Source organism: Streptomyces sp. NPDC027663 (assembly GCF_055566415.1).
The window spans coordinates 492,273-518,367 of the sequence record NZ_JBVHSK010000004.1 but is presented as its reverse complement, the minus strand read 5'-3'; the positions used below and the strand labels follow the sequence as shown (position 1 = coordinate 518,367).

At 72.6% G+C, this 26,095-nt stretch carries 23 protein-coding genes and 2 pseudogenes; 8 read left to right on the top strand and 17 right to left on the bottom strand.

Translation table 11 applies throughout. The annotated features are described in order from the left end of the window. Positions 1–258: 258 nt before the first annotated feature. Together ACZ4SF_RS15305 and ACZ4SF_RS15300 are read right to left on the bottom strand one after the other, a co-directional pair. The gene (locus tag ACZ4SF_RS15305) at positions 259–870 is read right to left on the bottom strand and encodes a DNA polymerase ligase N-terminal domain-containing protein (protein ID WP_468383578.1); all 612 of its coding nucleotides are present in this window, start codon (positions 868–870) and stop codon (positions 259–261) included. 59 nt (positions 871–929) lie between these two features. Beyond that, a pseudogene (locus ACZ4SF_RS15300) lies at positions 930–1,535 on the bottom strand (oxidoreductase); the annotation flags it as partial. On the opposite strand from ACZ4SF_RS15300, the gene ACZ4SF_RS15295 reads away from it, so the two are divergent. Further along, on the top strand, positions 1,490–2,002 hold the full coding sequence (locus tag ACZ4SF_RS15295; protein ID WP_468383713.1) for an MmyB family transcriptional regulator: 513 nt from the start codon (positions 1,490–1,492) through the stop codon (positions 2,000–2,002). The pseudogene ACZ4SF_RS15300 and the gene ACZ4SF_RS15295 sit on opposite strands and share 46 nt — an antisense overlap. Position 2,003: 1 nt before the next feature. Here the strand turns inward: ACZ4SF_RS15295 and ACZ4SF_RS15290 are convergent, their stop codons facing one another. Continuing rightward, positions 2,004–2,738: a YoaK family protein gene (locus ACZ4SF_RS15290; protein ID WP_468383576.1), complete on the bottom strand. Its 735-nt coding sequence runs from the start codon at positions 2,736–2,738 to the stop codon at positions 2,004–2,006. 277 nt (positions 2,739–3,015) lie between these two features. On the opposite strand from ACZ4SF_RS15290, the gene ACZ4SF_RS15285 reads away from it, so the two are divergent. After that, the gene (locus tag ACZ4SF_RS15285) at positions 3,016–3,990 is read left to right on the top strand and encodes a TauD/TfdA dioxygenase family protein (RefSeq protein WP_468383574.1); all 975 of its coding nucleotides are present in this window, start codon (positions 3,016–3,018) and stop codon (positions 3,988–3,990) included. Between the two features lie 147 nt (positions 3,991–4,137). On the opposite strand, the gene ACZ4SF_RS15280 is transcribed toward ACZ4SF_RS15285, so the two are convergent. Together ACZ4SF_RS15280 and ACZ4SF_RS15275 are read right to left on the bottom strand one after the other, a co-directional pair. Next, on the bottom strand, positions 4,138–5,175 hold the full coding sequence (locus tag ACZ4SF_RS15280) for an LLM class flavin-dependent oxidoreductase (protein ID WP_468383571.1): 1,038 nt from the start codon (positions 5,173–5,175) through the stop codon (positions 4,138–4,140). A gap of 90 nt (positions 5,176–5,265) precedes the next feature. Beyond that, the gene (locus ACZ4SF_RS15275) at positions 5,266–6,783 is read right to left on the bottom strand and encodes a metallophosphoesterase family protein (protein WP_468383568.1); all 1,518 of its coding nucleotides are present in this window, start codon (positions 6,781–6,783) and stop codon (positions 5,266–5,268) included. A 401-nt stretch (positions 6,784–7,184) separates the two neighbouring features. Between ACZ4SF_RS15275 and ACZ4SF_RS15270 the strand changes: the two are divergent. Then, a pseudogene (locus ACZ4SF_RS15270) lies at positions 7,185–7,640 on the top strand (MarR family transcriptional regulator); the annotation flags it as partial. A gap of 89 nt (positions 7,641–7,729) precedes the next feature. Here ACZ4SF_RS15270 and ACZ4SF_RS15265 read toward each other — a convergent pair. Then, on the bottom strand, positions 7,730–8,437 hold the full coding sequence (locus ACZ4SF_RS15265) for an NAD(P)-dependent oxidoreductase (protein ID WP_468383566.1): 708 nt from the start codon (positions 8,435–8,437) through the stop codon (positions 7,730–7,732). Positions 8,438–8,552: 115 nt separating this feature from the next. Here ACZ4SF_RS15265 and ACZ4SF_RS15260 point away from each other — a divergent pair, with 115 nt between their 5' ends. Continuing rightward, positions 8,553–9,269 (top strand): TetR/AcrR family transcriptional regulator, encoded by a 717-nt coding sequence (locus ACZ4SF_RS15260; protein WP_468383563.1) that lies wholly within the window; start codon positions 8,553–8,555, stop codon positions 9,267–9,269. Positions 9,270–9,360: 91 nt separating this feature from the next. Here the strand turns inward: ACZ4SF_RS15260 and ACZ4SF_RS15255 are convergent, their stop codons facing one another. Beyond that, positions 9,361–10,176: an SAM-dependent methyltransferase gene (locus ACZ4SF_RS15255; RefSeq protein ID WP_468383561.1), complete on the bottom strand. Its 816-nt coding sequence runs from the start codon at positions 10,174–10,176 to the stop codon at positions 9,361–9,363. A gap of 347 nt (positions 10,177–10,523) precedes the next feature. On the opposite strand from ACZ4SF_RS15255, the gene ACZ4SF_RS15250 reads away from it, so the two are divergent. Beyond that, positions 10,524–12,926 (top strand): M4 family metallopeptidase, encoded by a 2,403-nt coding sequence (locus tag ACZ4SF_RS15250; RefSeq protein ID WP_468383558.1) that lies wholly within the window; start codon positions 10,524–10,526, stop codon positions 12,924–12,926. A 90-nt stretch (positions 12,927–13,016) separates the two neighbouring features. Here the strand turns inward: ACZ4SF_RS15250 and ACZ4SF_RS15245 are convergent, their stop codons facing one another. The 3 genes from ACZ4SF_RS15245 to ACZ4SF_RS15235 all read right to left on the bottom strand — a co-directional run bounded on the left by ACZ4SF_RS15245 (position 13,017) and on the right by ACZ4SF_RS15235 (position 15,857). Then, positions 13,017–14,216, bottom strand: coding sequence for a glycoside hydrolase family 64 protein (locus ACZ4SF_RS15245; protein WP_468383556.1), 1,200 nt, complete (start codon positions 14,214–14,216; stop codon positions 13,017–13,019). Positions 14,217–14,366: 150 nt separating this feature from the next. Further along, the gene (locus tag ACZ4SF_RS15240) at positions 14,367–15,122 is read right to left on the bottom strand and encodes a dienelactone hydrolase family protein (RefSeq protein ID WP_468383554.1); all 756 of its coding nucleotides are present in this window, start codon (positions 15,120–15,122) and stop codon (positions 14,367–14,369) included. A 114-nt stretch (positions 15,123–15,236) separates the two neighbouring features. Next, positions 15,237–15,857: an L-threonylcarbamoyladenylate synthase gene (locus ACZ4SF_RS15235; protein WP_468383551.1), complete on the bottom strand. Its 621-nt coding sequence runs from the start codon at positions 15,855–15,857 to the stop codon at positions 15,237–15,239. Between the two features lie 366 nt (positions 15,858–16,223). Between ACZ4SF_RS15235 and ACZ4SF_RS15230 the strand changes: the two genes are divergently transcribed. Together ACZ4SF_RS15230 and ACZ4SF_RS15225 are read left to right on the top strand one after the other, a co-directional pair. Next, positions 16,224–16,631 carry a YciI family protein gene (locus ACZ4SF_RS15230; RefSeq protein ID WP_468383548.1) on the top strand — a complete coding sequence of 136 codons (408 nt, stop codon included), beginning with the start codon at positions 16,224–16,226 and terminating at the stop codon, positions 16,629–16,631. Positions 16,632–16,639: 8 nt separating this feature from the next. Further along, positions 16,640–17,824 (top strand): RNA polymerase sigma factor, encoded by a 1,185-nt coding sequence (locus ACZ4SF_RS15225; protein WP_468383711.1) that lies wholly within the window; start codon positions 16,640–16,642, stop codon positions 17,822–17,824. A 159-nt stretch (positions 17,825–17,983) separates the two neighbouring features. Here the strand turns inward: ACZ4SF_RS15225 and ACZ4SF_RS15220 are convergent, their stop codons facing one another. The 3 genes from ACZ4SF_RS15220 to ACZ4SF_RS15210 form a co-directional block, all read right to left on the bottom strand. Continuing rightward, positions 17,984–19,225, bottom strand: coding sequence for a serine hydrolase domain-containing protein (locus tag ACZ4SF_RS15220; protein WP_468383546.1), 1,242 nt, complete (start codon positions 19,223–19,225; stop codon positions 17,984–17,986). Between the two features lie 177 nt (positions 19,226–19,402). Then, on the bottom strand, positions 19,403–19,870 hold the full coding sequence (locus ACZ4SF_RS15215; protein ID WP_468383544.1) for a hypothetical protein: 468 nt from the start codon (positions 19,868–19,870) through the stop codon (positions 19,403–19,405). Positions 19,871–20,251: 381 nt separating this feature from the next. Beyond that, the gene (locus tag ACZ4SF_RS15210; protein WP_468383542.1) at positions 20,252–21,361 is read right to left on the bottom strand and encodes a PP2C family protein-serine/threonine phosphatase; all 1,110 of its coding nucleotides are present in this window, start codon (positions 21,359–21,361) and stop codon (positions 20,252–20,254) included. Between the two features lie 225 nt (positions 21,362–21,586). Here ACZ4SF_RS15210 and ACZ4SF_RS15205 point away from each other — a divergent pair, with 225 nt between their 5' ends. Continuing rightward, positions 21,587–22,495 carry a GNAT family N-acetyltransferase gene (locus tag ACZ4SF_RS15205; protein WP_468383540.1) on the top strand — a complete coding sequence of 303 codons (909 nt, stop codon included), beginning with the start codon at positions 21,587–21,589 and terminating at the stop codon, positions 22,493–22,495. 290 nt (positions 22,496–22,785) lie between these two features. Here ACZ4SF_RS15205 and ACZ4SF_RS15200 read toward each other — a convergent pair whose 3' ends face one another. The 4 genes from ACZ4SF_RS15200 to ACZ4SF_RS15185 all read right to left on the bottom strand — a co-directional run bounded on the left by ACZ4SF_RS15200 (position 22,786) and on the right by ACZ4SF_RS15185 (position 26,013). Beyond that, entirely contained in the window at positions 22,786–23,682 is an 897-nt protein-coding gene (locus ACZ4SF_RS15200; protein ID WP_468383537.1) for a Gfo/Idh/MocA family protein, read from the bottom strand. A gap of 35 nt (positions 23,683–23,717) precedes the next feature. Beyond that, positions 23,718–24,701 (bottom strand): ATP-grasp ribosomal peptide maturase, encoded by a 984-nt coding sequence (gene tgmB, locus ACZ4SF_RS15195; protein WP_468383535.1) that lies wholly within the window; start codon positions 24,699–24,701, stop codon positions 23,718–23,720. A gap of 18 nt (positions 24,702–24,719) precedes the next feature. Beyond that, positions 24,720–24,911 carry a putative ATP-grasp-modified RiPP gene (tgmA, locus tag ACZ4SF_RS15190; protein ID WP_468383533.1) on the bottom strand — a complete coding sequence of 64 codons (192 nt, stop codon included), beginning with the start codon at positions 24,909–24,911 and terminating at the stop codon, positions 24,720–24,722. A gap of 235 nt (positions 24,912–25,146) precedes the next feature. Continuing rightward, on the bottom strand, positions 25,147–26,013 hold the full coding sequence (locus ACZ4SF_RS15185; RefSeq protein ID WP_468383531.1) for a fructosamine kinase family protein: 867 nt from the start codon (positions 26,011–26,013) through the stop codon (positions 25,147–25,149). Positions 26,014–26,095: the final 82 nt, after the last annotated feature.

Here is a 26,095-nt window from a genome sequence, read left to right as displayed (position 1 = left end):
CCGGCGAGCGGGGGACGACCGGTCCGGGGCCGCTTCGTGACCGGGCCGTCCGGCGAGCGGGGGACGACCGGTCCGGGGCCGCTTCGTGACCGGGCCGTCCGGCGAGCGGGGGACGACCGGTCCGGGGCCGCTTCGTGACCGGGCCGTCCGGCGAGCGGGGGACGACCGGTCCGGGGCCGCTTCGTGACCGGGCCGACCGGCGAGCCGGGGATGACCGGTCCGGGGCCACGACGTGACCGCGCTGCCCGGACCCGTCCCTCACCCGGTGCCCTCGGCCGCCTCGACCTGGGCCAGGGTGCGCCCGGTCCGTACCGAGCGGGCGCGGCGGGGGTCGGGTGTGCCGTGGCCGTCCGACCGCGCCGGGCCCTTGCGGACCAGCAGCCAGGCCTCCTCCTCGTCCGTCCCGCTGCGGAAGCGGGTGAGGGCGTACTCGCCGTGCAGCTTGGTGCCGTGCAGCCGGAAGGTGGCGTGACCGTGCTCCAGGGACTCCGCGAAGTCCACCGGGCGCCCCCTGCGGTCGTGGCTCAGCGGGGCGTACGTCCCGCGGTCCCACACGATCACGGTGCCGCCGCCGTACTCGCCCTTCGGGATGACGCCCTCGAAGTCCTCGTACTCCAGCGGATGGTCCTCCGTGGGCACCGCCAGACGCTTGTCCGCGGGGTCGCCGGACGGCCCCTTCGGCACCGACCAGGACTTCAGGACGTCACCGACCTGGAGCCGGAAGTCGAAGTGCATCCGGCGCGCGTCATGGATCTGCACCACGAAATGCGGCTCTCCCTCCCTGCCCGGCGCGGTCTTTCCCGACGGCTCGCGGGTCCGCTCGAAGTCGCGCTTGCCGCGGTACGTCCGCAGCCGGTCCTCCGCCGACACATCCGGCTCCCTTCCGTGCGTCCGTCCCAGGGGTCCTGAGTACCCCCGGCCGGGCGGGTTCAGCCCGCGATGCCGTCCAGCTCGGCCATCGCGTCGTCCGGCAGCACCAGGCCCGCGGCGGCGATGTTCTGCCGCAGGTGGTTCGGCGAGGACGTGCCGGGGATCAGCGCGACGTTCGGCGAGCGGCGCAGCAGCCAGGCGAGCGCGACCTGCTGCGGCGACGCCTCCAGCCGGGCGGCGACCTTCGTCAGCGTCCCGGACTGCAAGGGGGTGAAGCCGCCGAGCGGGAAGTACGGCACGAAGGCGATGTCCTCGGCCGCCGTCCGCTCCAGCAGGGTGTCGTCCTGCCGGTTCGCCAGGTTGTACAGGTTCTGCACGGTCACCACGGGCGCGATCACCCGGGCCTCGTCCAGCTGCGCGAGGGACGCCGCGCTCAGCCCGAGATGCCGGATCAGCCCCCGCTCCCGCAGCTCGGCCGGGGCCCCGAACTGGTCGGCGACCGAGTCCTCGTTCGGGACATCCACGTCACCGAGCCTCAGATCGACCACGTCCAGAGTGTCCACGCCCAGATTGCGCAGGTTGTCGTACACCTGCGCCTTCAGGTCCTCGGGGTGCCGCGATACGATCCAGGTGCCGTCCGCTCCCCGCCGGGCCCCGGCCTTGGTGGCCGCCAACCCCCCTCGCCACCGCACTCACCCCGAACTACTCGCCCGGCGTCAACCTGCTGCGGGCCGTCCTCCTCGACCCCGCCGAGCGCGCGCTGCGCCGGGACTGGACCGACCTCACCGCGGAGGGCGTGGCCGCCCTGCGCTCCGAGGCCGGCGCCGACCCCGACGATCCCCGGCTGCGCGACCTGGTCGGCGAACTGTCCCTGCGCAGCGAACGCTTCCGCACCCTGTGGTCCCGCCACGAGGTACGCCCCCGGCGCGGCCGGGTCAGCCACCTCAGCCACCCCGAGGTCGGCGACCTCGACCTGCACTCGAACAAACTCGCCGTGGAGGGCACCGACGGCCTCACCCTGGTCGTCTTCCACGCCGAACCCGGCAGCCGCAGCGCCGAACTGCTGGACATCCTGGGCAGCCTCGCCGCGCCTGCGGGCGGCGTCGCCGGACGACACGTCGAGGAGCAGTAGCTCACTGCTCGCGTCCGGGCTCCGCGGCGGGCGGGGGCCGCAGCCGGGGAGAGCGGGAGTAGAACGCAGCGGCGCACGCCACCAGAGCGGCGACGCACAACAGGGCGTACCCGGCGCCGAACAGGCGCAGGAGCAGCGCGCCGGCGACGCCGCCGACGAAGACGCCGAGGACGGTGGCCAGGCGTCGCGCCCGTGGCAGCAGCGGATCGCCCGGCACGGCCCCGGTCCGCCGGGACAGCGCGTCCACGAGCACTTTGACCAGGGTCATCTGCAGGACGGTGGTGGGCATGTCCGGGATACGTGCCTGGAACATCACGCGATTGCGCCAGCCCATGGCGGCCGCGAGCAGCACGGCGGCGACGGCCATGACGTGCTCGGCGGGCGTGCGCCGTCCGCTCGTGCCGAGGACCACCAGCCCGGCCAGCACGATCAGCCCCGTCTCCACGGCGAGGGCGCGTACGAACCAGTGCCGTCCCCGCCGGTGCAGCCGCATGACCACGACGTCGGCGGCGGCCACCCCCGCCACGAAGGCGGCCAGCGCCTCGGCGGGCCGGGCGACCGGCGTTCCCGTCCTCGCCACCCCGAACCCGAGGAACAGGACGTTGCCGGTCGTCAGCGCGGCGAAGGCGTGTCCGAGGCCGAGAAAGGTGATGGCGTCGACGGCGCCGGCGGTGACGGTCAGCACGAACAGGACGACGGCGATGCGGACCTGGATCCGCGTCGGTTCATCGCTCACGCTGACCACCGATCGACCGCACGGCAAGGGGCCGGCCGGCGCCCGGAACGGCCCGTCGGACCCGGAGCGCAAGCCGCTCCCATCCTCCGGTGATCCGCTCGGCGCCCGCATCCGGTGGAGATCCAACCGGTTGCGCCTCGGCCCGCCTGAGAGGTGCCGTGCGGACACCCGCAGCACGGCGGTGGCCCGGACCACGGTGATCGGGGAGGTCGCGGATCGACGTCCGGGAGTGTCACGATCGCTGCGGCAACCGGATCGGACGAGCACCGGAGGGCGCATGACGGCGGACAGGGCGACCGTGGACGGAACGGAGTACACCGCGGGTGCGGAGGTGCATCCGGTCGCCGGGCACATCGGCGCCGAGATCACCGGGGTCGACCTCACCGGGCCCCTCGACGACGCCGTGGTGGCCCTGATCCGGCGGGCCGTGCTGCGCTGGAAGGTGGTGTTCTTCCGGGGGCAGGCTCTCGACCACGCCGGCCATGTCGCCTTCGCCCGCCGCTTCGGCGAGCCGGTCGTCCTCGGGCGGCGGGGCAGTGCCTCACCCGTGGACCACCCGGAGGTGGAGACCACGGCCGACCGGCTGGAGCTGGGCGGCCGGTTCGGCATGGAGCACGAGGAGTGGCTGCAGCGGCGCCGGCACACCCTGCTGCGCGGCTGGCACTGCGATCACGGCGCCCGGATCGACCCGCCGGCGGCGACCGTCCTGCGCGCCGAGACCGTACCGCCGTACGGCGGCGACACCACCTGGGCCAACCTGGCCGCCGCCTACGCCGGGCTGTCCGCCCCGGTCCGTGCCTTCGTGGACGGGCTGCGGGCCGAGCACCGGCTCGGCGTCGGCTACCAGCCCCGGCCCGGCGACGACGCCTACCTGCGCCATCTCCTGGACCATCAGGTCGCCTCCGTGCACCCCCTCGTCAGGGTGCACCCGGAGACGGGGGAGCGGGTGCTGTTCGTCAACGGCTACTACCTGGAGCAGATCGCCGGCGTCTCCCGGCCGGAGAGCGCCGCGCTGCTGGAGATGCTGCTGGAGCAGGCGGTCCGGCCGGAGTACACCGTCCGCTTCCGCTGGGAGCCCGGCAGCGTGGCCTTCTGGGACAACCGGGCCACCATCCACCTCGCCCCGGGCGACAACGCCCACCTGGGCTTTCCCCGGATCATGCACCGGGTGATGCTCACCGGGGACGTGCCGGTCGGCGTGGACGGCAGGCCGTCCGAACCGGTCACGGGCCCGGCGGTGGGCACGTGGTGAACCGGCGGGCGGGCCGCCCCCCGGTGTCCGGCACGGCGGTCGGCACGCGGGACGTCAGTCGGTAGGCCGCCACCCCGCTGTCGGCACGCGGACGTCAGCCGGCGGCCGCCATCCCGGTGTCGGGGACGGCGGCCGGCACGCGGGACGTCAGTCGGTGGGCCGCCACCCCAGTGCCGGGCCCAGCTTCGTCGCCATGTCCGTCAGGATCTGTACGTAGTCCTCGTGCTCGAAGGTGAACGGCAGCGCGAACGCCACCTCCTCGACCTCGCGGAACGCTGCGTGCGCGTGCAGCCGTTCGGCGAGTTCGGCCGAGGTGCCGACCAGGTCCGGCGCGAACAGCAGCCGCGCCGGACCCTGGGGCGAGGCCGTACGGGGCAGCCGCTCGGCCGCGTACTTCGCATACCTGGCGCGCTGCTCGGGGCTCGCGGAGTCGGTGGGTATCACCACCAGTCCCTGGGAGACCCGGGCCGCGTCGCCGTCGGGGTGGTGGGCGCGGAACTCCCGGATGTGGGAGAGCTGGATCTCGGCGAAGTCCGGCGGCCCGTCCGTGCCCTCGCCGCCCTCCGCCTTGACGACACTGCTGGTCAACAGGTTCATGCCGTGCTCGCCGGCCCAGCGGGCCGAGCCCAGGCTGCCGCCGCCGTACCACAGCCGCCGCCCGAGCCCGGGGGAGTGCGGCTGCACCGAGTCCGAGAACACCTCGAACCCCTCCACTCCGCTGAAATCGGTGGCCGGCTTGCCGCGCACCAGATCCAGCAGGCGCCGCACCCGCTCATGGCTGAAGTCCTCGGCGTCCGCGGTGTCCGGGTACAGGGCGGCCTTGATCTGCGCGTAGTGCATCGGCGGACCCACGCTGACACCAGGGTTCAGCCGGCCGCCGGACAGCACGTCGACCGTCGCCAGGTCCTCGGCGAGCCGCAGCGGGTTCTCCCAGCCCAGCGGGATCACCGCCGTGCCCAGCTCGATCCGCCGGGTGCGCTGGGAGGCGGCGGCCAGCACGGCGACGGGGGAGGAGATGCCGTACTGCAGATGCCGGTGGCGGACCCAGGCGCTGTCGAAGCCGAGCCGCTCGCCCAGCTCGATGATCTCGAGCGTGGACTCGTGGCCCCGGCCCGGGTCGGCCGCGTCGAACAGGCCGATGGTGAGGAATCCCAGCTTGCGCAGGGGGCGAGGGGTGGACGGCACGGGCACCTCCGGCGGTCGTGCATCTGCTCCGTCAGCAGTCGTGCATCTGCTCTGCACCGATTCTGGCAGGCGAGTGTGACAACCGTGTGATCAGTTCGAGAGGGCCGGCGGCAGCGGGATGACGACCTCGTCCTCGACCGGCGGGTCGAGTTCCTGAGCCCGGTTGCCGGTCGCGGCGAAACAGCGCAGCCGGACCGAGTCCGGGGCGACGTCCAGCCGCAGGAAGCACTTGAAGAACGGCGGGCTGTAGGTGGCGGAGGACGGCGAGAACAGCTGGGTGTAGATCTTCCGCACGGGCAGCCGGAACCGGGCGCGGCGGTCGGGGCGGCGGCCGGCCCCGAGGAGGCTCGCGACCAGGCGGGTCCGGCGGGTGACCCGGGCGGCCGGGTCCGGGGCGCGGCCCGGCTCGATGCCGAGCCGCTCGGCGATCACGGCCGTCGCCTCCGCCTCGGACAGCCCGAAGAAGCGGCGCAGCCGGAGCCGGCGGCCGTACAGGCGGCTGTAGAAGGCGAGCGAGTCACCGCGCAGCGGATAGCAGCGGAAGTCGCGCTCGGTGACGCCCCCGACGGCCACCCGGGGGATGGTGTGGGTGGCGTGCATGAAGGCACCGCCGCCGCCCGCGACGACGTACTGGACGGTGCGGCCGTCCACCTGCACCGGGTACCGCTGGTAGTTGTGGATGTCGCCGCCGATCGCGGCCACGTAGTGGTGCTCCGGGTCCCGGACGATGTCGTCGACCGTGCCGCCGCCCTCGATCGGGCACGGGTGGTGCTCACCGTCGACGTACAACGGCGAACCGCTGACGAGGATCTTCGGCCTGGGCCCTTGCGATGTCTCCCGCAGCCACGCGCCCTGTTCGGCGTCGACCGTGCCCAGCAGGCCGGTGTCGATGCCGATGATCCGCACCGGGCCCGCGTCGATCGCCCAGTAGGGGCCCGGCTGCACGGCCTGTTGGCCCGGCGCCGGCCGCAACCGCCGTGCATCGGCCAGCCGTTGTTCGTCGGCGGGGCGTGCCCGGTGCCAGAGCAGGGAGCGCCACCAGGCGCCGGTGAGTGGGCGGGGCCGGGGCTCCGGCTCGAGCGGCGGGGTGTCGGCGCAGAAGACGCGCATGAAGGCGCCGAGGTCCTCGTACCAGTCGTGGTTGCCCGGTATCGCGTAGATCGGCGCTGGGTAGTCCTGGTAGGGACGGAAGAACTTGTCGCCGTAGTCGTCGGCGCTGCCCACGGGATAGATGACGTCGCTGGCGATGACCGCGAAGTCGGTTCCCTGACCTGCCCTCAGGAACCCTGGCACGACGGCGTACTGGGAGTCGTCCCCCTCGCCGGTGTCCCCGATGACCATGAAGGAGAACCGGTCCGGTACGTCCCGCCGGATCACCTTGTCGGCGGGCGCTCCCGCCGCCGCCCGCCTCGCCACCCAGCGGCTGCGGGTACGGCCGGTCGGGTCACCGAACCAGGACGCCAGAACGCCGTTGCGGGCGGCCCAGAGCGTCCGGGGGTTCAGCCACGACAGCTTCTCGACGTGGTCCGGCATGAGCCGGCGGTAGCTGCCGGGTTCGGCCGGGCCCCAGCCGGCGCCCTGTGCGGTATCGCGTGAGGAGTCAGACACGCGGTGCACCGTAACAACGCGCCGGTCAGCGGCGGGATACCGGGGTCTCGTCCAACGCACCCGCGCTCCACGTCCGTTGCCGTGTCGCCACGCTGACCGCAACCCGCTTTCCTTCCCGAACGGAGCGCGGCGGCGGCCGGCCGACGGGACGCGGCGTCCCGAGTGCAGCGGCGCGGCAGGGCGTGGTGCGGCGCCGACGGCGCGGTCCCGGTCCGGGGCACCGGCGGCCGGTCCCGACCAGGGCACCGACGGCCGGTCCCGACCGCGGTGCCGGCGGGCCGGTCCCGGTCGGCGTGGCGACGGGCCGGCCTTGACCGGGCTGCCGGCGGCCGCTCTTGATCTCGACCTTGGTTGAGGTTCTACGGTTCCTTCATCAGCGATCACTCGCAGGAGGCACCGCAATGACCACGCAGCCCCTCTCCGACGCCGAACTCGCCGCCCAGCCGGCCGCGTACTGGACCGGACTGGCCTACGAAGCCCTCATCGCCTTCACCCGCACCTGGCAGGCCGAACTCGGCTTCACCCAGCCCGGGTACTGGCTGCTGCGCAATCTGTCGAAGAACGACCTCTCGGCCGACGGCCGCGGTATGACCGTCGCCGAACTCCGGCAGGCCATGAGCAGTTACCTCAGGCCCGAGGACGATCCGGCGGCCGAGGCGGAGGACCTCGTGCGGCGCGGCTGGCTCACCCGGGACGGCGACGGGCGGCTGTGGATCACCGAGGCCGGGGACGAGGCCCGCGCCGCCCTCAAGCGGCACGCGCCGGCGATCCGCGACCGCATCCACCAGGGCATCGACGACGCCGACTACGTGACGGCCGTGAAGGTGCTTCAGCAGATGATCCGCAACACCGGCGGGACCGTGCTCCAGACCCGTTCGACTCCGGCTCCGGCGGGCGTCCGTCCGTCCGCGGACGGGCCGTCGGCCGACCGTCGGGCAGAACCGGCTCAGTAGCCGATGGTGAAGCGACGCTGGACGAAGCGCGGCAGCTCCGCCTCGTCGATCAGGGCCACGGCCGCGTCCTCCGCCGAGATGCGGCTGCGGCCGTCGGCGTCCAGCACAGGCTGATCGCCGCCCACGCGGAAACGCCCGGTGCGCTCGCCGGGGGCGATCTCCTCCGCGGGGCTGAAGTAGGTCCACAGCCGGTTCGAGGCCCGCAGGACGTTCAGGGCGTCCCGGTGTCCACGCACCGCGGCGGCGTAGGCGCGCGGCAGTCCCAGCTGGTCCAGGGCCGAGTGCAGCAGCTCGTCCGAGTCGGCGCGCACCACTCCCGGTTCGATCTCCAGGCTGCCGGCGCCGCCGATCACGATGAGGCGGGTCCGCGGGTGGCTCTCCAGCGCCTTCAGCAGGGCCCGCGCCACCGTGGCGTACGAGGTGGGGTCGGCGATGGAGCGCTGCACGGTGTCCGCGAAGTCCCGTGCGGCGTTGCCCGGCTGGAATCCGCTGATGAGGACGTCGAGGCCGGGCAGGACGCCGGCGATGGCCTCCGCGTCCAGGACGTCGACGCTCACCCATGTGATGTTCTCGCGGCGCTCCTCGTGCCCCGCCTGCACGGCGTCACGGCTGAACGCCCGGACGTGGTGACCGCGGCCGAGGGCTTCGGTGACGACCCGGCTGCCGATGGTCCCCGTTGCTCCGACGACTCCGATGTGCATGTTCTCCCCTTGTGCATGCAGAAGTGGACGCCGCCGGACGTGACGCCGTGCAGAAACTATACGCCGTGAAGTTCTCATACGGCGTCCAGTAAAGGGACGCTGTAGAGTGCCGGTTGTGACAACGACGGGCAGCACGGGGCGGCGCGAGCGGCTACGGGCCGAGACCACGGCCGAGATCAAGAAGGTGGCACTGGCCCTGATGGCCTCGGGCGGTCCCGACGCCATCACGCTGCGGGCCATCGCCCGCGAGATGGGCATGACCGCCAACGCCCTCTACGGCTACTTCGCGACGCGGGACGACCTGGTCACCACGCTGATAAACGACGTGTACACCGCCCTGGCGGATGCCGTGGACGCGGCCTGGGAGGCGGCCCCCGCCGAGGATCCCGCCGTGCGGATCGAGGCGTGGGCCGACGCCTTCCGCAACTGGGCCCTGGCGAACCCCCAGGGCTTCCGGCTCGTCTACGGCGATCCCGTCCCGGGCTACCGGGCCCCTGAGGGAGGCCCGGCCCCGGATGCGGCGCGGCGCGTCTGCACCGGGCTCACCGCACTCGCGGCGGCCGCGTGGCCCCATGCCCGGCACCTGTACCGGGACAGTGCCTTCGACTGGCCGGACTTCGACCCCGGCCTCCTGGACAAGGTGCGGCCCGCCTTCCCGGACCTGCCGCCCGCGGCCCTCGCCCTCGCCCTGCGGCTCTGGGGGCACCTGCACGGCCTCGTGTCACTGGAGGTCTACGGCCACCTGCACACGCAGACCACCAGCCCCGGCAAACTCTTCCGGGAGGAACTCGCCCAGCTCCTCCTGATGTTGGGCGTCCCGCGCCGACGCTGACGACGTGCCCCGGCGACGGCGCGCTCCGGACGCCCCGGTGATCACCCGTGTGGCTCGCCGAGGAAGGGGGCGGCGCCCCTGGAGCCGGCGGTCACGGTTTCCGGGCGAGTCCGCCGTGCTCGGCGATGATCTCCGCGGCGGGCGCACCGGGTTCGGGACGCCACCGGGTGACGGAGACGACGCCGGGCTCGACGAGTTCCAGGCCGTCGAAGAACGTGCTGATCTCGTCGACCGTGCGCAGGTTGTACGGGACGGCGCCGCTGCCGTTGTACGCGTCCTGGGCCTCTTCGAAGACCGGGTCGATGCCGCGTGAGCCGTCGTTGACGGACAGGTAGCTGCCCGAGGGCAGAGCGGCCATCAGCCGGTTCACGATGGAGCGGGCCTGACCGTGGTCGGCGACATGGCCGAGGATGTTGCTGAGGATGAGCGCGGTGGGCCGGCTGAGGTCCAGGGTCTCGGCCGCGGTCGCGAGGATCCGGTCCGGCTCCGTCACATCGGCGTCGATGTAGGCGGTCGCGCCCTCCTTGGAGGAGTAGAGCAGGGCACGGGCGTGGGCCAGGACCATCGGGTCGTTGTCGACGTAGACGATCCGCGCCTCGGGGGCGAGCCGCTGGGCGACCTCATGGGTGTTCTCGGCCGTCGGCAGGCCGGTGCCGACGTCGAGGAACTGCCGGATGCCCGCCTCCCGCACGAGATACGCGATGTTGCGGCGCAGGAAGGCACGGCTGCTGCGGGCGATGGTGACGATGCCGGGGAAGACGGCGGTGTACGCGTCGCCGGCCGCCTCGTCGACGGGGTAGTTGTCCTTGCCGCCGAGCCAGTAGTTCCAGATGCGGGCGGAGTGCGGCACCGAGGTGTCGATCTTCTCCTGCATCGCGGGCTCGGGCGTCGTGGCCGGATCGGTCATGAGTCGTGTCCTTCTTTCAGCCATGGCATGGGTCGTCCACGGCACAACCTACGTCCGAACGCCCGCTTCCCACCTCCCCGTTCGTGTTCCGGCCGGGACGGGCGGTGCCTCGGGAGGCCGTCCGGCGGCCGCCGTGGGCGCGGATGCGGACCGATAGGGAAAACCCTCGATTGACCCGCCGTTGGGTGACATGACTCGGTCAATCCTGTCATTCTCCCTCCGCACGCTGATCCACCCCACCAGTTCACGGATCACGCTCCCGCACAGCTCAGCTCACCCGGGCGGCAGACCCGTCCGCCCGGTCTGTCACCGGCCGCGACCCGGCGGCCGCAGCAGGAGGAGTACGAGTGAGACCCCACAGACCCCTTCCCCACAAGCGGGCCACGGTCGGAGCCGCCCTGGTCTCCACTGCGGCCTTCCTGGCCGTCGGCCTCCAGGCGGTCCCGGCGACCGCCGCACCGGCAGCTCCCCACCCCAGTCCGCTGCGCACCGGCGGCATGGAGGCCAAGCTCAGCCCGGCGCAGCACACCGCGCTGATCAAGAGCGCCCAGCAGAAGACCACCGCCACCGCCCGCACCCTCGGGCTCGGCGCGCAGGAGAAGCTGGTCGTCAGGGACGTCGTCAAGGACAACGACGGCACCCTGCACACGCGCTACGAACGCACCTACGCCGGCCTGCCGGTGCTCGGCGGCGACCTCGTCGTGCACACCCCGCCCGCCTCGCTGGCCAAGGGGACCGTGAGCACCACCTTCAACAACAAGCGCACGATCGCGGTGCGTTCCACCACCGCGACCTTCACCAAGGCGGCCGCCCGGACCAAGGCCCTGAAGGCCGCGAAGGCCCTGGACGCCAAGAAGCCCACCACCGACAGCGCCCGCAAGGTGATCTGGTCCGGTGGCGGCACCCCGAAGCTCGCCTGGGAGACGGTGATCGGCGGCTTCCAGGACGACGGCACGCCCAGCCAGCTGCACGTCATCACCGACGCCGGCACCGGCAAGGAGCTGTACCGGTACCAGGCGGTCAAGACCGGCACCGGCAACACCCAGTACAGCGGCACCGTCACCCTGAACACCACGCTGTCGGGCTCGACGTACCAGCTGTACGACACCACGCGCGGCGGTCACAAGACGTACAACCTCAACCGGGGCACCTCCGGCACCGGCACCCTGTTCACCGACGCCGACGACGTGTGGGGCGACGGGACCGGCTCCAACACCCAGACCGCAGGCGCCGACGCCGCCTACGGAGCCCAGGAGACCTGGGACTTCTACAAGAACACCTTCGGCCGCAGCGGCATCAAGAACGACGGCGTCGCCGCCTACAGCCGCGTCCACTACAGCAGCGGATACGTCAACGCCTTCTGGGACGACGACTGCTTCTGCATGACCTACGGCGACGGCTCGGGCAACACCCACGCCCTGACCTCGCTGGACGTGGCCGGCCACGAGATGAGCCACGGCGTCACCTCCAACACCGCCGGCCTGGAGTACAGCGGCGAGTCGGGCGGCCTGAACGAGGCCACCTCCGACATCTTCGGCACCGGGGTGGAGTTCTACGCGAACAACTCCAAGGACGTCGGTGACTACCTCATCGGCGAGAAGATCGACATCAACGGCGACGGCTCGCCGCTGCGGTACATGGACAAGCCGAGCAAGGACGGCGGCTCGGCGGACAGCTGGTACTCCGGCGTCGGCAACCTCGACGTGCACTACTCCTCGGGCCCGGCGAACCACATGTTCTACCTGCTGTCCGAGGGCAGCGGCACCAAGGTCATCAACGGTGTGACCTACAACAGCCCGACCTCCGACGGCGTCGCCGTCACCGGCATAGGCCGCGCCGCCGCGCTGCAGATCTGGTACAAGGCGCTGACGTCGTACATGACGTCGAGCACCAACTACGCCGGAGCCCGCACCGCCGCCCTGAACGCCGCCGCCGCGCTGTACGGCACCAACTCCACGCAGTACGCCGGAGTGGGCAACGCGTTCGCCGGCATCAACGTCGGCGGCCACATCAACCCACCGGCCAACGGTGTGACGGTCACCAACCCGGGCAGCCAGTCCGCCACGGTCGGCACCGCCGTGAACCTGCAGATCCAGGCGAGCAGCACCAACAGCGGAGCACTGACCTACAGCGCCTCCGGCCTGCCTGCCGGCCTGTCGATCAACAGCTCGACCGGTCTGATCTCCGGCACGCCCAGCACGGCGGGCTCGTACAACACCACCGTCACGGTGACCGACTCCACCGGCGCGACCGGCACCGCCACCTTCGGCTGGACGGTCAGCACGACCGGCGGCGGCTGCAGCTCCACCCAGCTGCTGAGCAACCCGGGCTTCGAGTCCGGCAGCACCGGCTGGACCGCGACCAGCGGCGTCATCACCACCGACAGCGGTGAGGCGTCCCACAGCGGCTCCTACAAGGCCTGGCTCGACGGCTACGGCTCCACGCACACCGACACGCTGTCCCAGTCGGTGACGATCCCCGCGGGCTGCAAGGCGACCCTGACCTTCTACCTGCACATCGACAGCTCCGAGACCACCACCAGCACCCAGTACGACAAGCTGACGGTGACCGCCGGTTCGAAGACCCTGGCGACCTACTCGAACCTCAACAAGGCCTCCGGCTACAGCCAGAAGACCTTCGACCTGTCCTCGCTGGCGGGCTCGACGGTCACGCTGAAGTTCAACGGCGTGGAGGACTCCTCGCTGCAGACCAGCTTCGTCGTGGACGACACCGCCCTGACGACCGGCTGAGCCCGGCGCGCTGACGACCGCGGTCCCGCACCCCGTTCCTCGGGTGCGGGACCGTGCCGTGTCAGTCCAGCGGATCCAGCGTCAGACGTGTCAGTCCAGCGGATCCAGCGTCAGATACGCCTGCCGCGGACTGCCGTCGTGCACCAGTGACTCCTGGTTGCCGACGTCGTCGAAGGCGAACGCGTAGGCCTTGCCGTCGGCCGTCTGCGCGTGGATCTTGCGCGCGTAGTGGTTGGTCACCGTGTCCTTGTAGAAGTCCGCCGTCGTGGTGTCCGGCTGGTTGGGGTTGACCAGCAGGGTGGAGCGGTTGAAACCGGCGCACAGCGTGCGGGAGATGGGGCCGCGGACCTGGTCGTTGGGGGCGTCCAGCAGTTTGTGGCAGCCGAAGATGCTGGCCGCGTCCGGTTTCTGGAAGCTGGTGACGACGGCGCCGGAGGAGTTGGTGAAGTTCATGACGTTGCCCGAGACCCGGCCGTAGTACCTGGTGTTCGGCTGGTTCGCGAACGGGGTCACGGTCAGGGTCGACGTCGCGTACTTCCGCCAGACCCGGTTGACGTAGTCGTCCATCACGTTCGCCGGCAGCGCTCCGGTCTCCACGCCGTACAGCGGGGACAGCGCACGCAGCACGGTTCCGTCGGAGCGTGTCTGGATCAGGCCCGCCCAGCCGCCCGGCTGTCCGCGCAGCGCGTCGAAGAAGCCGGTCCAGCCCCCGGGCTTCAGATGCCCGGTGCTGCTCACGCCGCCGTCGGCCCGCTGCACGCCGACCGCGTACGGCGCCGAGAACATGTCCACCTGCGTGCTGTTGAGCCACAGGCCGGAGTCGTTGAGCGTGTACTCCGACCAGTTGAAGAGGGTGTTCCGGTTGGGGTCGGAGGGGTTCTGCACCGCCGGCTGCACGAGTCCGCCGGTGGTGAGCCGGAAGTCGAGCTTGCGGCCGTACGAGAAGTAGATCCGGCCGGAGAACTTCGGGATGCGGATCGTCGTCGACTGTCCGGCGGCCGGACCGGGAATCGCCGCGTCCGGAGCGGGTGTCGGCGGGTTTCCGCCCGCCGGCCAGGCATGGAAGGCTCCGTTCGCGTCGGCCCAGCCCTGCCGTCCCGAGGACAGCTGGGTGCCCAGGTCGTAGACGTAGACCGGTTCGGAACGGCCCGAGTTGTTGGTGATCTTCAGCGGGATGGTGTCGGGGACGGCCGCGTCGGCGCGGTCGGGCGTACCGAGCGCGAGCAGACCGCCGGCCAGCGCCGTCGCGGCGGCCAGGGGCAGCGCGGGGCGCGTGAGCGTGTGAGGCACTCTCCACCTCCGTGTGGGGTCGGGGCAGTACGGGCTTGGTCCGTACCTGTTTGAGAGCGCTCTCAGATTCATGCTGGGACGAGTTCATGTCAATAAGTTGAACGTGAATCGGTCCGGCGCCCCGTCGTCCCCGGGGCGCCGGACGGGGCGTCAGAACGTGCGCCCGAGCAGGTCCAGGAGCGCGGCCCAGTGCCGCTCGTCCGCGTCCCGGTCGTAGGTGGAGGTGTCCGCCTGGGTGTAGCCGTGGTGGGCCCCGGCGTACACCTCGCAGGTGTGCCGCACCCCGGCCGCCGACAGCGCCTCCTCGAAACGCGCCACCTGCTCCGGGGGCAGCGAAGGGTCCTCGTCGGCATGGCCGAAATACAGCTCCGCGGTGATGCGCGGGGCCTCCAGGTGCGGGCTGCCCGGGGCGTCGGTGGCGAGGCTGCCGCCGTGGAACCCGGCCGCCGCAGCCACCCGGTCCGGGTGGGCGCCCGCGGTCCACAGGGCGAGCCGGGCGCCCATGCAGTAGCCGGTCAGCGCGACCGGGCCGTCCGCCGCCAGCGGGCTGTCGGCCAGCAGGCGCAGGAAGGCGCCCGCGTCCCGCTTGACCAGCTCCGGCGTCATTGCGGCCAGCATCGGGCCGAGCCGCTCCCAGATGGTCGGGTCCGCGCCCGGGTCGATGAACTCGGGCAGGTCCAGAACCGGCGCCCGGCCGAGGCGGTAGAACACGTTCGGCACCAGCACCGTGTAGCCGGCCCCGGCCAGCCGGTCGGCCATCGACCGCAGGTGCGGGCGCAGCCCGTAGGCGTCCTGGTAGAGCAGCACGGCCGGGCGGGGCCGTCCGTCGGCCGGATGGACGAGGTAGGCGTCGGCGACGCCGTCCTCGGTCGGGATGTCGACGGCGGTCGCCTGGACATCGGCCATGGGGAGAAGGCCTTTCCTCGGGGATGGGCGGCGGCCGGCGGACCCGTGCCGGCGCCACGGCTGCGGCCATGCTGTCACGCATGATCAACAAGCCGCCGCCCGGGTGCCGTCCGCTCACTCGAAGCGGTCGGTGTCCCCGGCCCCCCGGCGGACGATCTCCGCCTCCCCGCTGGAGTAGTCGACCACCGTCGTCGGCTCGGTGCCGCAGTCGCCCGAGTCGACGACGGCGTCCACCACGTGGTCGAGCCGGTCCTTGATCTCCCAGCCCTGGGTCAGCGGCTCGTCCTCGTCCGGCAGCAGCAGCGTGCTGGACACCAGCGGTTCGCCCAGCTCGGCCAGCAGCGCCTGGGTGACCACGTGGTCGGGGATGCGCACGCCCACGGTCTTCTTCCTCGGGTGCTGCAGCATGCGCGGCACCTCACGGGTGGCCGGCAGGATGAACGTGTAGCTGCCGGGGGTCGACGCCTTCACGGCCCGGAACACGTCGTTGTCCACCCGGACGAACTGACCGAGCTGCGCGAAGTCCCGGCACATCAGCGTGAAGTGGTGCCGGTCGTCCAGCCTGCGGATGGAGCGGATCCGGTCCATGCCGTCCCGGCTGCCCAGCCGGCAGCCGAGCGCGTAGCAGGAGTCGGTCGGGTATGCGATGAGTGCCTCCGAGCGGACCGCATCGGCGATCTGGGTGATGCTGCGCGGCTGCGGGTTGTCGGGGTGCACGTCGAAGTACTTCGCCATCTGCCGAGCTTATGCCGTGCCGGGGCACTGGGCCGCACGGCCGGGCCGCCGCCCCCGCCCCGTGCGCGGCTCGAACTGCGGTGCGTACTTCCCGGGAACCGGGGCATCCGAGCACTGAGCCGCCCGGGGCCGTCCCCCCGCCCCGGGCGCGGCGTCTCCGCCGGCGGCCTCTCCCCCCAGGCCGCCGGCGGAGCCTTGTGGACGGCTTGCCGGAAGGTCTCTCGGACGGCCTCCCGGAAGGTCTCTTGGACGGTTTCTCGGAAGGCCCCGAAAAAAACTTGGCCGGCGATGTCGAGAAATCGTGACCGGCTCCGTCCCCGAGGTGAATGCGGCCACAATGGGCCGCACAGCACCGAGGAGACCACGATGGCCAAGTACTTGCTGCTCAAGCACTACCGCGGCGCTCCGGCCCCGGCCAACGACGTGCCCATGGACCAGTGGACGCCGCAGGAGATCTCCGCCCACGTGCAGTACATGCAGGACTTCGCGGCCCGGCTCGAGAAGTCCGGTGAGTTCGTCGACGGCCAGGCGCTCGCTCCCGAGGGGACCTGGGTCCGGTACGACGGCGAGGGGCGCCCGCCGGTCACCGACGGCCCGTTCGCCGAGACCAAGGACCTCATCGCCGGCTGGATGGTGATCGACGTCGACAGCTACGAGCGCGCCGTCGAGCTGGCAGGGGAGCTGTCGGCCGCCCCCGGCGCGGGCGGGAAGCCGATCCACGAGTGGCTCGAACTGCGTCCGTTCCTGGCGGCGCCGCCCACCATCACGGAGTGACCCCGACCATGGACGAGGCCCTGCTGAGGAGCCTCACCCCGAGCGTGCTCGCCATCCTCGTCCGCCGCGGAGCCGACTTCGCGGCGGCCGAGGACGCCGTGCAGGACGCGCTGGTCGAGGCGGTCCGTGTCTGGCCGTCCGGCCCTTCCCCAAGCTCCCGGCTCCGCGAGAGCGGGGGAGACCCCCTTCGCGATGCGAAGGGCTGGCTGGTCACCGTGGCCTGGCGGAAGTTCCTCGATGCGGCCCGGGCGGACACCGCCCGCCGCCGGCGCGAGGACATCGTCGACGCCGAGCCGGAGCCCGGTCCCGCACCTGAGCTGGACGACACCCTGCTGCTGTACTTCCTGTGCGCCCACCCGTCGCTGACGCCGGCGTCCGCGGTCGCGCTCACGCTGCGGGCCGTCGGCGGCCTGACCACCCGCCAGATCGCCCAGGCCTACCTGGTGCCCGAGGCGACCATGGCGCAACGGATCAGCCGGGCCAAGCGCACCGTCTCCGGCGTGCGGTTCGACCGGCCCGGCGATGTCGCGACCGTGCTGCGCGTCCTCTACCTGGTCTTCAACGAGGGCTACTCGGGCGACGTCGACCTTGCCGCGGAGGCCATCCGGCTCACCCGACAGCTCTCGGCCCGCACCGACCACCCCGAGGTGGCGGGACTGCTCGCCCTCATGCTGCTCCACCACGCCCGCCGCGCCGCCCGGACCGCGCCCGACGGCAGCCTCGTGCCGCTCGCCGAACAGGACCGCGGCCGCTGGGACACGACGGCGATCGCCGAGGGCGTCGCGATCCTGCAGGCGGCCCTCGCCCGCGACCGGCTGGGCGAGTTCCAGGCCCAGGCCGCCATCGCGGCCCTGCACGCCGACGCGCCCACCGCCGAGGAGACCGACTGGGTGCAGATCGTCGAGTGGTACGACGAACTCGTGGGCCTGACCGGCAGCCCGGTCGTACGGCTCAACCGCGCGGTCGCCGTGGGCGAGGCCGACGGGCCGCGTGCCGGCCTGGCTGCGCTCGCGGAGCTGGACGACTCGCTGCCCCGCCACACCGCGGTGGCGGCGTACCTCCACGAGCGCGACGGCGACCTGGCGACGGCGGCACGGCTCTACGCCGAGGCGGCCCACAAGGCCCCCGACCTCGCCGAGCGCGACCACCTGACGCGCCGGGCCGCCCGCCTCAACACCCAGCGGCGCCACTGACCGGCCGCGCCCCCGCGGCCGGTCCGAGACTGCCGGCGGACCGGTATCTCCTGCCGGTTGCCGGCGCTTTCAGGGTGCCGCTTCGCCCACCTGCGCCGCCCCAGCGGCACGACTGCCCGCTGCGGCGGGCAGTGCCTGCGCGATGAACGACGGCATGTGTCACCTGGCGGCCGGCTGGGCCGGCAGGTTGAACACGTGCCGCGGTGAGACGATCTGCGTGATCGCCTGGCCGAACAGCGTGCTGGGTTCCTCCCCGCCGTGGTCGATGTCGGTGTTGAGGAGCACCACGAGGGTCGTCCGGGAGGCCGGGAGGTAGATGGTCAGCGACTCGTAGCCCGGCAGCGAGCCGTTGTGACCGATCCAGCCCTGCACGTCGAAGATGCCCAGTCCGTATCCGACGCCGGGGATCGGCGTCGCCGGGGTGTCGAGGCGCTGCTTCTGCAGGGCCCGGCTGATCATCCGCCGGCCGTCGGGCAGTTGGCCGGTGGCCACCGTGGGCGCCCAGGTGTGCAGGTCGTCCAGCGTCGAGTACATCGCTCCGGCCGCCCACCCCCAGGACGGGTTCCAGCCGGCCGTCTCGACGATCTTCTTGTCCTCGGACTGGTTCGTGTAACCCTGCGCGTGCGGTTCGGGGAACTCGCGGCCCGGCGGGAGGGCCGTGTCCTTCATTCCGGCCGGCCCGGTGATGTGCTGCCTGATGTAGTCCCCGAGTCGCTGACCGCTCTGCTTCTCCACGACCAGGCCGAGCAGGATCAGGTTGGTGTTGCTGTAGAAGAACTTCGCCCCCGGCGGGAACATCACCGGATGCCTGAAGGCGTAGTCGAGCAACTGCCGTGGTGTGAAGGGGCGTTGCGGGTCGGAGGTCAGCGCCTTGAAGAAGTCGTCGTCCTCCGAGTAGTTGAACAGTCCGCTGCGCATGCCGGCCAGCTGCCGCAATGTGATCTTGTGGCCGTTCGGTACGCCGTCGACGTACTTGTCGATCGTGTCGTCCAGGCCGGCCTTCCCCTCGTCCACCAGCTGGAGCAGCGCGCTCACGGTGAAGGTCTTGGTCTCGCTGCCGATGCGCATGTACAGGTCCGGGTCCATCTTCCGGCCGCTCGCCTTGTCGGCGAGGCCGAACGAGCGGACGTAACTCTCCTGTCCCGGCGTCCAGATGCCGACGGTCACGCCGGGCACGTTCGCCTCGCGCATCACCCGCTGTACGGAGGTGTCGATCTGGCGCGCCACGTCGGGGCTCATCGCGCGGACGTCCGGCCCCGAAGGCGCGGGGCTGGGCGAGCCGACGGCGCGTGCTGCCGGTGCGGCAGCCGTGCCCTGCCTGGCCGTGAACGGCGCGAGCAGTGTGCCCGCCAGCACGGCGACCACGGCCCCCCTGCACAGCTGTGTGGACGAAGGCGACATGGGCTGACTCCAAGCACGTGAGGTGCGACCGTGCACGGGGTGGGACGTCGGGGCCCGATGACCTACCAGCATAGGAGCGCCCGGCCCCCGCCGCCCGTCGGCCCGAGCCGGAGCACCGCGGCCCCTGCGACCTCGCCCCCGGTGCTGCCCGGCCCGCCCCCGGGCACCGCTGACCCCTCACCGGCCGCGCAGCGGCGCGAGCACCGCCAGCGTGCCGTTGGCCTGCTGCAGCGCGTCCTCCAGGGTGCCGGGCGCATGGAGCATGCCGCTGCCGTCGGGCGGCACGAGCCATTCCAGGTACCGGGCGGGCCGGTACGGCGGCGGTACGGCGACCCAGGAGCCCTTGCTCGCACAGCGCAGGCCGGAACCGACCCAGCCCCCGGACGGGTCCGGCGGCAGGAAGAACCCCACCCGTCCTGCCGCGGTGTCCACCAGGGTCGGCCCCGGCACGGGCAGCCCGGGCCGCCACAACAGGTCCAGCGTGAGCAGCCCCAGCCGGTCGGGGACGCTCAGCACGTCCCAGAAGCGGCCCGCCTCCAGCAGCGCGATGCCCTCCCCGTGGTCCCACTCCCACTTGCAGGCGCGCGGGTCGGCCGCCGCCGCGGCCAGCCATTCCACGCCCCGCATCCACATCGTGTTCGTCATGCACTGCTCCGGGTGTCCTCGCTCGCCTGCCCGAGCGCAGGGAACGGCTGTGACCGGGCGCTTCGCGTTCGCACGCCAACCCGGCATATGCATGGTTGTGGATATTTCTACGTGGCGGAAGGGGTGGCGCGACATGGCGTTTGAGGCGGGTCGTTCGAACTCCGCTTGCCGGAACCGCCGGCAGGCGCGGCCCCGGTCAGCCCCGGGAGGACGGAGGACGGGGCGGGAGCCGCCGGAACGGGCGGCCCCGGTCAGCCTCGGGAGGACGGAGGGACCGGGCGGGAACCGCCGGAACGGGCGGCCCGGGTCAGCCCCGGGAGGACGGAGGGACCGGGCGGGAGCCGCCCGAAGAGGGCGGCACCGCGCGCGCCGGCGGCCCGGTCACGAGGCGGCCGGCGGCTCGGGCGTCAGCACCAGCATGGTGGCGTCGTCACGGACGACGTAGCGCCGCTGCAGCAGGTCCGCCCACACCGCGGCGGGCAGCTGGGCGGAAGCGGTGCCGGCCAGGGCGCCCAGCCGGTCCGGCAGCGGATAGAAGGCGTCGGTGGCGTCCCGCGCCTCCCACACGCCGTCGGAGGCCAGGAACAGTCCGTCGCCCGGACGGAGCGCCACGGTCGCCTCCTTCGGCGGATCGACGTCCACGAGCCCGATCCCCAGCGGCGGGCCGGGCGCGACCGTCACTTCCTGAGCCTGTCCCTCGCACAGCAGGACGGGCGACGGATGGCCACAGGCCAGGACGCGCACCGCGGCCGTGCCGGTGGGGAACTCCAGCAGCAGAGCCGTCGCGAACAGCTCCGCGTTCCGTACGTCCGCCGCGTCCACCACCAGCCGGCGGTCCATCCGCGCCGCCACCGACTCCAGGTCCGGCTGGTCCAGGGCCGCCTCCCGGAACGCCCCCAGCAGCGACACCACCGTGGCGACCGCCTGCAGCCCGTGTCCCTGCACGTCACCCATCACCGCGCGCACCCCGTACGGCCCTTCGCGCACGTCGTAGAAGTCCCCGCCCACCAGCGTCCCGTCCTGCGCTGCCCGGTAGAAGGACGCGCACTCGACCCGTCCGACCCGCTGCGGCACCGGCGGCAGCACCGCCCGCTGCACCGCCTCGCCGATCGCCCGCTCCATGTCCAGCTGGGCGTCCCGGTGACTGCGCACGAAGGACACGAACACGCTCAGTGCGGCCACGAACGCGATGGTGAGCAGATCGGTGTCGCCGGGGCGATTCAGATGCGTGGCCGGCAGGGTCAGCACCGCGACCACGCTCAGGCCGAGCAGACCGGTCGCCACCGGCCCGTACGACAGAACCGCCAGCGGCGGGATCGCGCCCAGCAGGAAACCGAGATCACGCGCGTCGGGCGTGACCATCGTGGCCGAGCCGACCGCCACGAGCAGCAGAACGGGCAGCACGCGTACCCACCACGGTGGCGGCGCGCCCCGCAGCCAGCCGCGGCCCTCCCGGTCCCCGCGGGACGACCAGCCGCGTACCCATCCCACATCCCCAAGCTACGCCGCTGCCCGCGGACCGCGCCCCGAAAAAGCCGTGGACACCGGGCCGGCCACCCGCCTAGCCTGTGATCACCACGCCCGAGCCGGACGGAAGAAGGAGGCGAGCGTCATGCAGCACACCACCATTCAGCGCTCCCCCCTCCCCGTGCCGCGGGCGTGTCACGTCTGATCCGACCGGGAGCGCTGCACACCGTACGCATCCCGGAGGAATCCTTGACCGACCTGGTCATCCGCACGCTCGACGAGAGCAGTGCCCACCTTTTCCACACCATGTCCGACCCGCTCGGCTTCCGTGAGAAGCACCGGCGGACGCAGTTCCGACCCGACTGGCAGCGCATCGCCCAGCGCGACGGCCGCACCGTGGCCCGCGCCGCCTGGTGGGGCAGGCCCGAGGACACCGAGCCGCTCCTGCTCAACTGGTTCGACGTCGCCGAGGGCGAGGAGGAGGCCGGAGCCGAGCTGGTGCTGTCCGCGCCCTGGCGTCCCGACGAGATCGACCTCGACCTGCCCGCCGGATGGCGCGACGACCCGCACCTGCATGCGGCCGTCGCGACCCGCGACGCCGCCGCGCGCAAAGCCGGCTACGAACCGCTGGTGGAGCGCTTCCTGTACCACTGGACCCCGGACTGTGGCCTGCCCGAACGGCCCGGACGCCTCATGTTCGAGGGCGAACCGGACGACGCCGTCTTCTTCGGCCTGCTGCGCCGCATCCACTCCGTCACCCTGGACGCCCACGCTCGCCGGGCCATCGCGCAGGGCGGAGTGGACCAGGCCGCACAGGAGGAACTGGACGTCTTCCACTGGATGCCGTCACCGCGCAGCTGGTGGCAGATCGCCCGCACGCCCGAGGGCGAGCCGGTCGGCATCCACATCCCCGCCCGCAACCCCGGCGGACCGTGCATCGGCTTCATCGGGGTGGTGCCGGAACAGCGCGGTCACGGCTACGCCTACGACCTGCTCGTCGAGTGCACCCACTACCTGGTCGAACGCGGCGCCGAGCGCATCGCCGCCGCCACCGACCAGGGCAACTTCCCGATGGCCGCGCACTTCACCAGGGCGGGCTATCCGGTCACACGGGAACGCGTCAACTACTGGGTCACCCGCGTCGCCGACGCCGGCTGACCCACGCACGGCGCGGTGACCGGCACCGGCCGGGAGCGTGGTGGTCCGGGCGCAGGCCGGGAGACTCCCTCGGTCCGTGCACACGCCACCGCGTGTCCCGGCCGGACCGGGCGACGCACCGCGTGTCGCGGCGGGGCCGGGCGACGCACCGCGTGTCGCGGCGGGGCCGGGCGACGCCACCGCGTGTCCCGGCCGGTCCGGGTGCGGCACAGCACCGCCCCGTACGGTGGGTGCCCGCGCCCGGCCCCGCCGCCCCGGTTCTCCCTGTCCGGCGCGCCCGGTGCCATCCGTCATCCGGTGCGCCGGGTGCCGTCCGTCAGCCGGGTCTCGGCCGCCGCCAGGATCTCGGTGATCCGGAGGCCGAACCCGGCGTCGCAGGAGTGCGGGCGGCCGGTGCGGGCCGCCCGCACCAGGGCGTCGGCGGCCCGGGAGAGCGCGGGAACAGCGCCGTCGGAGCTCCCGGGCATGACCGTCACACCCGCCTCGCCCCGCAGCTCCACATCGGCCCCGGCCGCCGCGGGCGGGGCCGACAGGCTCAGCGTGAGCGTGCTCGACGCGCCGGTGGCGTGGTCGAGGACCAGGTGGACGGTGTCCGCCGGTCCATGCGCCGCCGCCACGACCTGCCGTATGTCGCCGAGGACCGGCAGCAGGACCGACAGGGCGTGCGGGCCCACGTCCCACAGCGCGCCCTTCTCCCGCCGCCACGGCGAGCCCGCGAACGGGCTGTCGGTCGTGAACACCGCCCCCAGCCAGTGTGCCCGCGCCGTGAACCAGCTCGCCGCGGCAGCCTGTTCCCCGATCCACGCCTCCGGTTCCTTCTGGAAACGCGCGGTGAAGAACACCACCGACGCCACCCCGGCCCGCTCCACCGCCTCGGCGACGGCCCGCCCCTGGCCGACCGACACCGCGAGCGGCTTGTCCAGCAGCAGATGACGGCCCGCCCGGGCCGCCCGCACCGCCAACTCGCACTGCACGGAGGGCGGCAGGGCCACCGCCACCGCGTCCACGTCGGCCAGCAGCGCGTCCACGTCGGTGTACGCGGCGACGTCGTACTGCTCCGCCAGCGCCGTGGCCGCCTCCGGGCGGCGCCCCCACACCCCGGCGAACTCCAGGCCGGTGTGCCCGGCGAGTGCGGGGGCGTACGCCGCCCGCGCCCACGGGCCCGTTCCCAGCAGTCCGATGCGCATGTCGCGTTCCTTTCTCCGAGCCGTACCCCGCACCCTCACGATGCTGCGCTCCGCTCGCCCTCCGCACACCTCCGGCCGGAATCGCCCTGCCCGGCAAGCCACTTGGCGATGGTCGCGGCGATCGGCTGGCCGGTGTCCATCTCGATGAAGCCGAACTGGCCGGACTGGTTGCACTCGAGGAACCACCAGATCCCGTCCGCGTCCTCCGCGAAGTCGAAGGCACCGTAGGCCAGTTCAGCCTCCGCCAGGTAGCGCAGTGCGCTCTCGGCGACGCGCGGCGGTACCTCCGTGGGCAGCCAGGGAGAGGCCGAGGGGGCGAAGCGGACGTCCACGTCGTCGGGGCGGGCGTCCGGGTCGGCGGGCTTGCGCGCGGCCAGCAGGGTGCGGCCGACGACGGTGAGCCGGATGTCGGCCCGCTTGGCGATCCGCCGCTGCAGCAGCGTGGGACCGAAGGCGACCGCAGTGAAGTCGGTGTCCGGCGCCACCCGGCTGGTCGGCACCGCCCGCGGCGGCTCCTGCGGATGCGCACCGGAGACCGGCTTGACCACCAGGTCCGGGAAGCGTTCCGCGAACTCCCGCGCAGCCTGTGGGAACGTCGTGATGAGCGTGGCCGGCACCGGCAGGCCGCAGCGCTGGGCGAGGTGCAGCTGCCAGGGCTTGTGCCGGGCGCGGCGGGCGGCGTCCGGATGGTTCATCCAGCGGGCGTCGCTGCACCGCAGCATGCCGTACAGCGCTTGCGACGACTCCTCGGTCAGCCAGGCGGACGGGTGGGCGGCGCGGGCGGCCGGGGTCCCGGGTCTGCGGACCCAGATGGAGCGCAGGCCGTTCATGCTCACCAGGCGCCCGCCGACGGACAGATGTCCATGGTGGGCACCGTGCACGTACTCGCCCGACAGCGCCACACCGTTGGTCAGGTCGGCGGGGTCGAGCCGGACGACGGGCACACCGGCCTCGCCCAGCCGGAGGACCACCATGTCCGCCGTCACGTCCTCTTCACTGGTCAGGATGAGCACGGTCATCTTTCCGGGGCCCGCGGTTCAGTCGTCGAAGTGCGTCTTGGAACCCGCGGTCGAGGTCGTGGTTCCGAGTGCTGCCAGGGTCGCGTGGTCGGTGGCGGCGATCCGCCCGTCCGGGAGGACGTTCAACTGCAGTCCGGAGTCGTACGCGTACGGAGTGACGACGTCCAACTGCACTGCGGGCCGCGCGTAGTTGAGCGTGAACGGTTGCATGCTCTCTCCCTGATTCGGCTTTCACGTCCTTATACGAATCGAACGGGTGATTGGTTTCCTTACGCTGTGTGACCACGGGCCGGGGTCGACGCCGTCGGCGCACCGCGTGGCACGGTACGCGCCGCTCGTCGGAGGGCTGCCGGAGGGTCCGGCCGCCGCGGGACGGATGGTGCCGAAGTGCTGGATGTCACAGTGAATGACACAGGTGCCGCACCTGGCCTCCCGGTGGTCGCGCTCAGCGCGTGAGCGCCTGCCGGGCGGCCGCCCGTGCCCGCTCCGCGTACCCGCGCCCGAACAGCACCACGTGCACCAGGAGCGGGAAGAGCTGGTGTATCGCCACGCGCTCCGCCCAGCCGTCGGCCGGCGGGGCCGCCTCCTGGTACCCGGCCAGAATCAGGTCCAGGTGCGGGCAGCCGAACAGCTGGAGCATCGCCAGATCGGTCTCCCGGTGCCCGCCGTGGGCGGCCGGGTCGATGAGCCGGACCTCGCCGTCGGCTCCCCACAGCACGTTGCCGTTCCACAGGTCGCCGTGCAGCCGCGCGGGCGGCTCGGCGGGGCCCGCCAGGTCCGGCAGCCGCTCACACACCCGCTCGAACACGTCGGCCTCGCCCGGGCGGAGCGTGCCGCCGTCGACCGCGGCGCGCACATACGGAAGGACGCGGTGCTCGGCGTACCAGCTGGGCCAGTCGGTGCCCGGCGCGTTGCGCATCGGGGCCAGGCCGATGAACGCGTCCTCGGGGCCGCCGGGAGGCGCGGCGCCGAAATGGGGTGCCCCGGCCGCGTGCAGAGAGGCCAGGGCCTGGCCGAAACGCAGCGCTGCTGTGGGGTCGGGTGTACCGGTCGGTACGCGCTCGGTCACCAGCCAGCTCTCGTCGTGCCCGAGAACCTCCGGTACCCCGACCGCCTCCGCGGCAGCGAGCCAGCGCAGCCCCGCCACCTCGGCGCGCACCGCCCCGGGACCGTCGCAGTGCTTGACCATCACCGGTGTTCCGCCGTCCAGCAGCACTTCCGCGGGGGACTCCCAGGCGCTGCGCGTCCCGGTCACGGGTCGGCCGGTGAGCCGGGCTGCGGCCTGTCCTGGATCCTCGTCTCGGTTGACCACGGCCCCAGGGTACGACCCGCAACGGCGGCCCTTCGCGGGGCCGTTCAATCATTAATACGACTGTTTTCAGCCAAACCCAGGC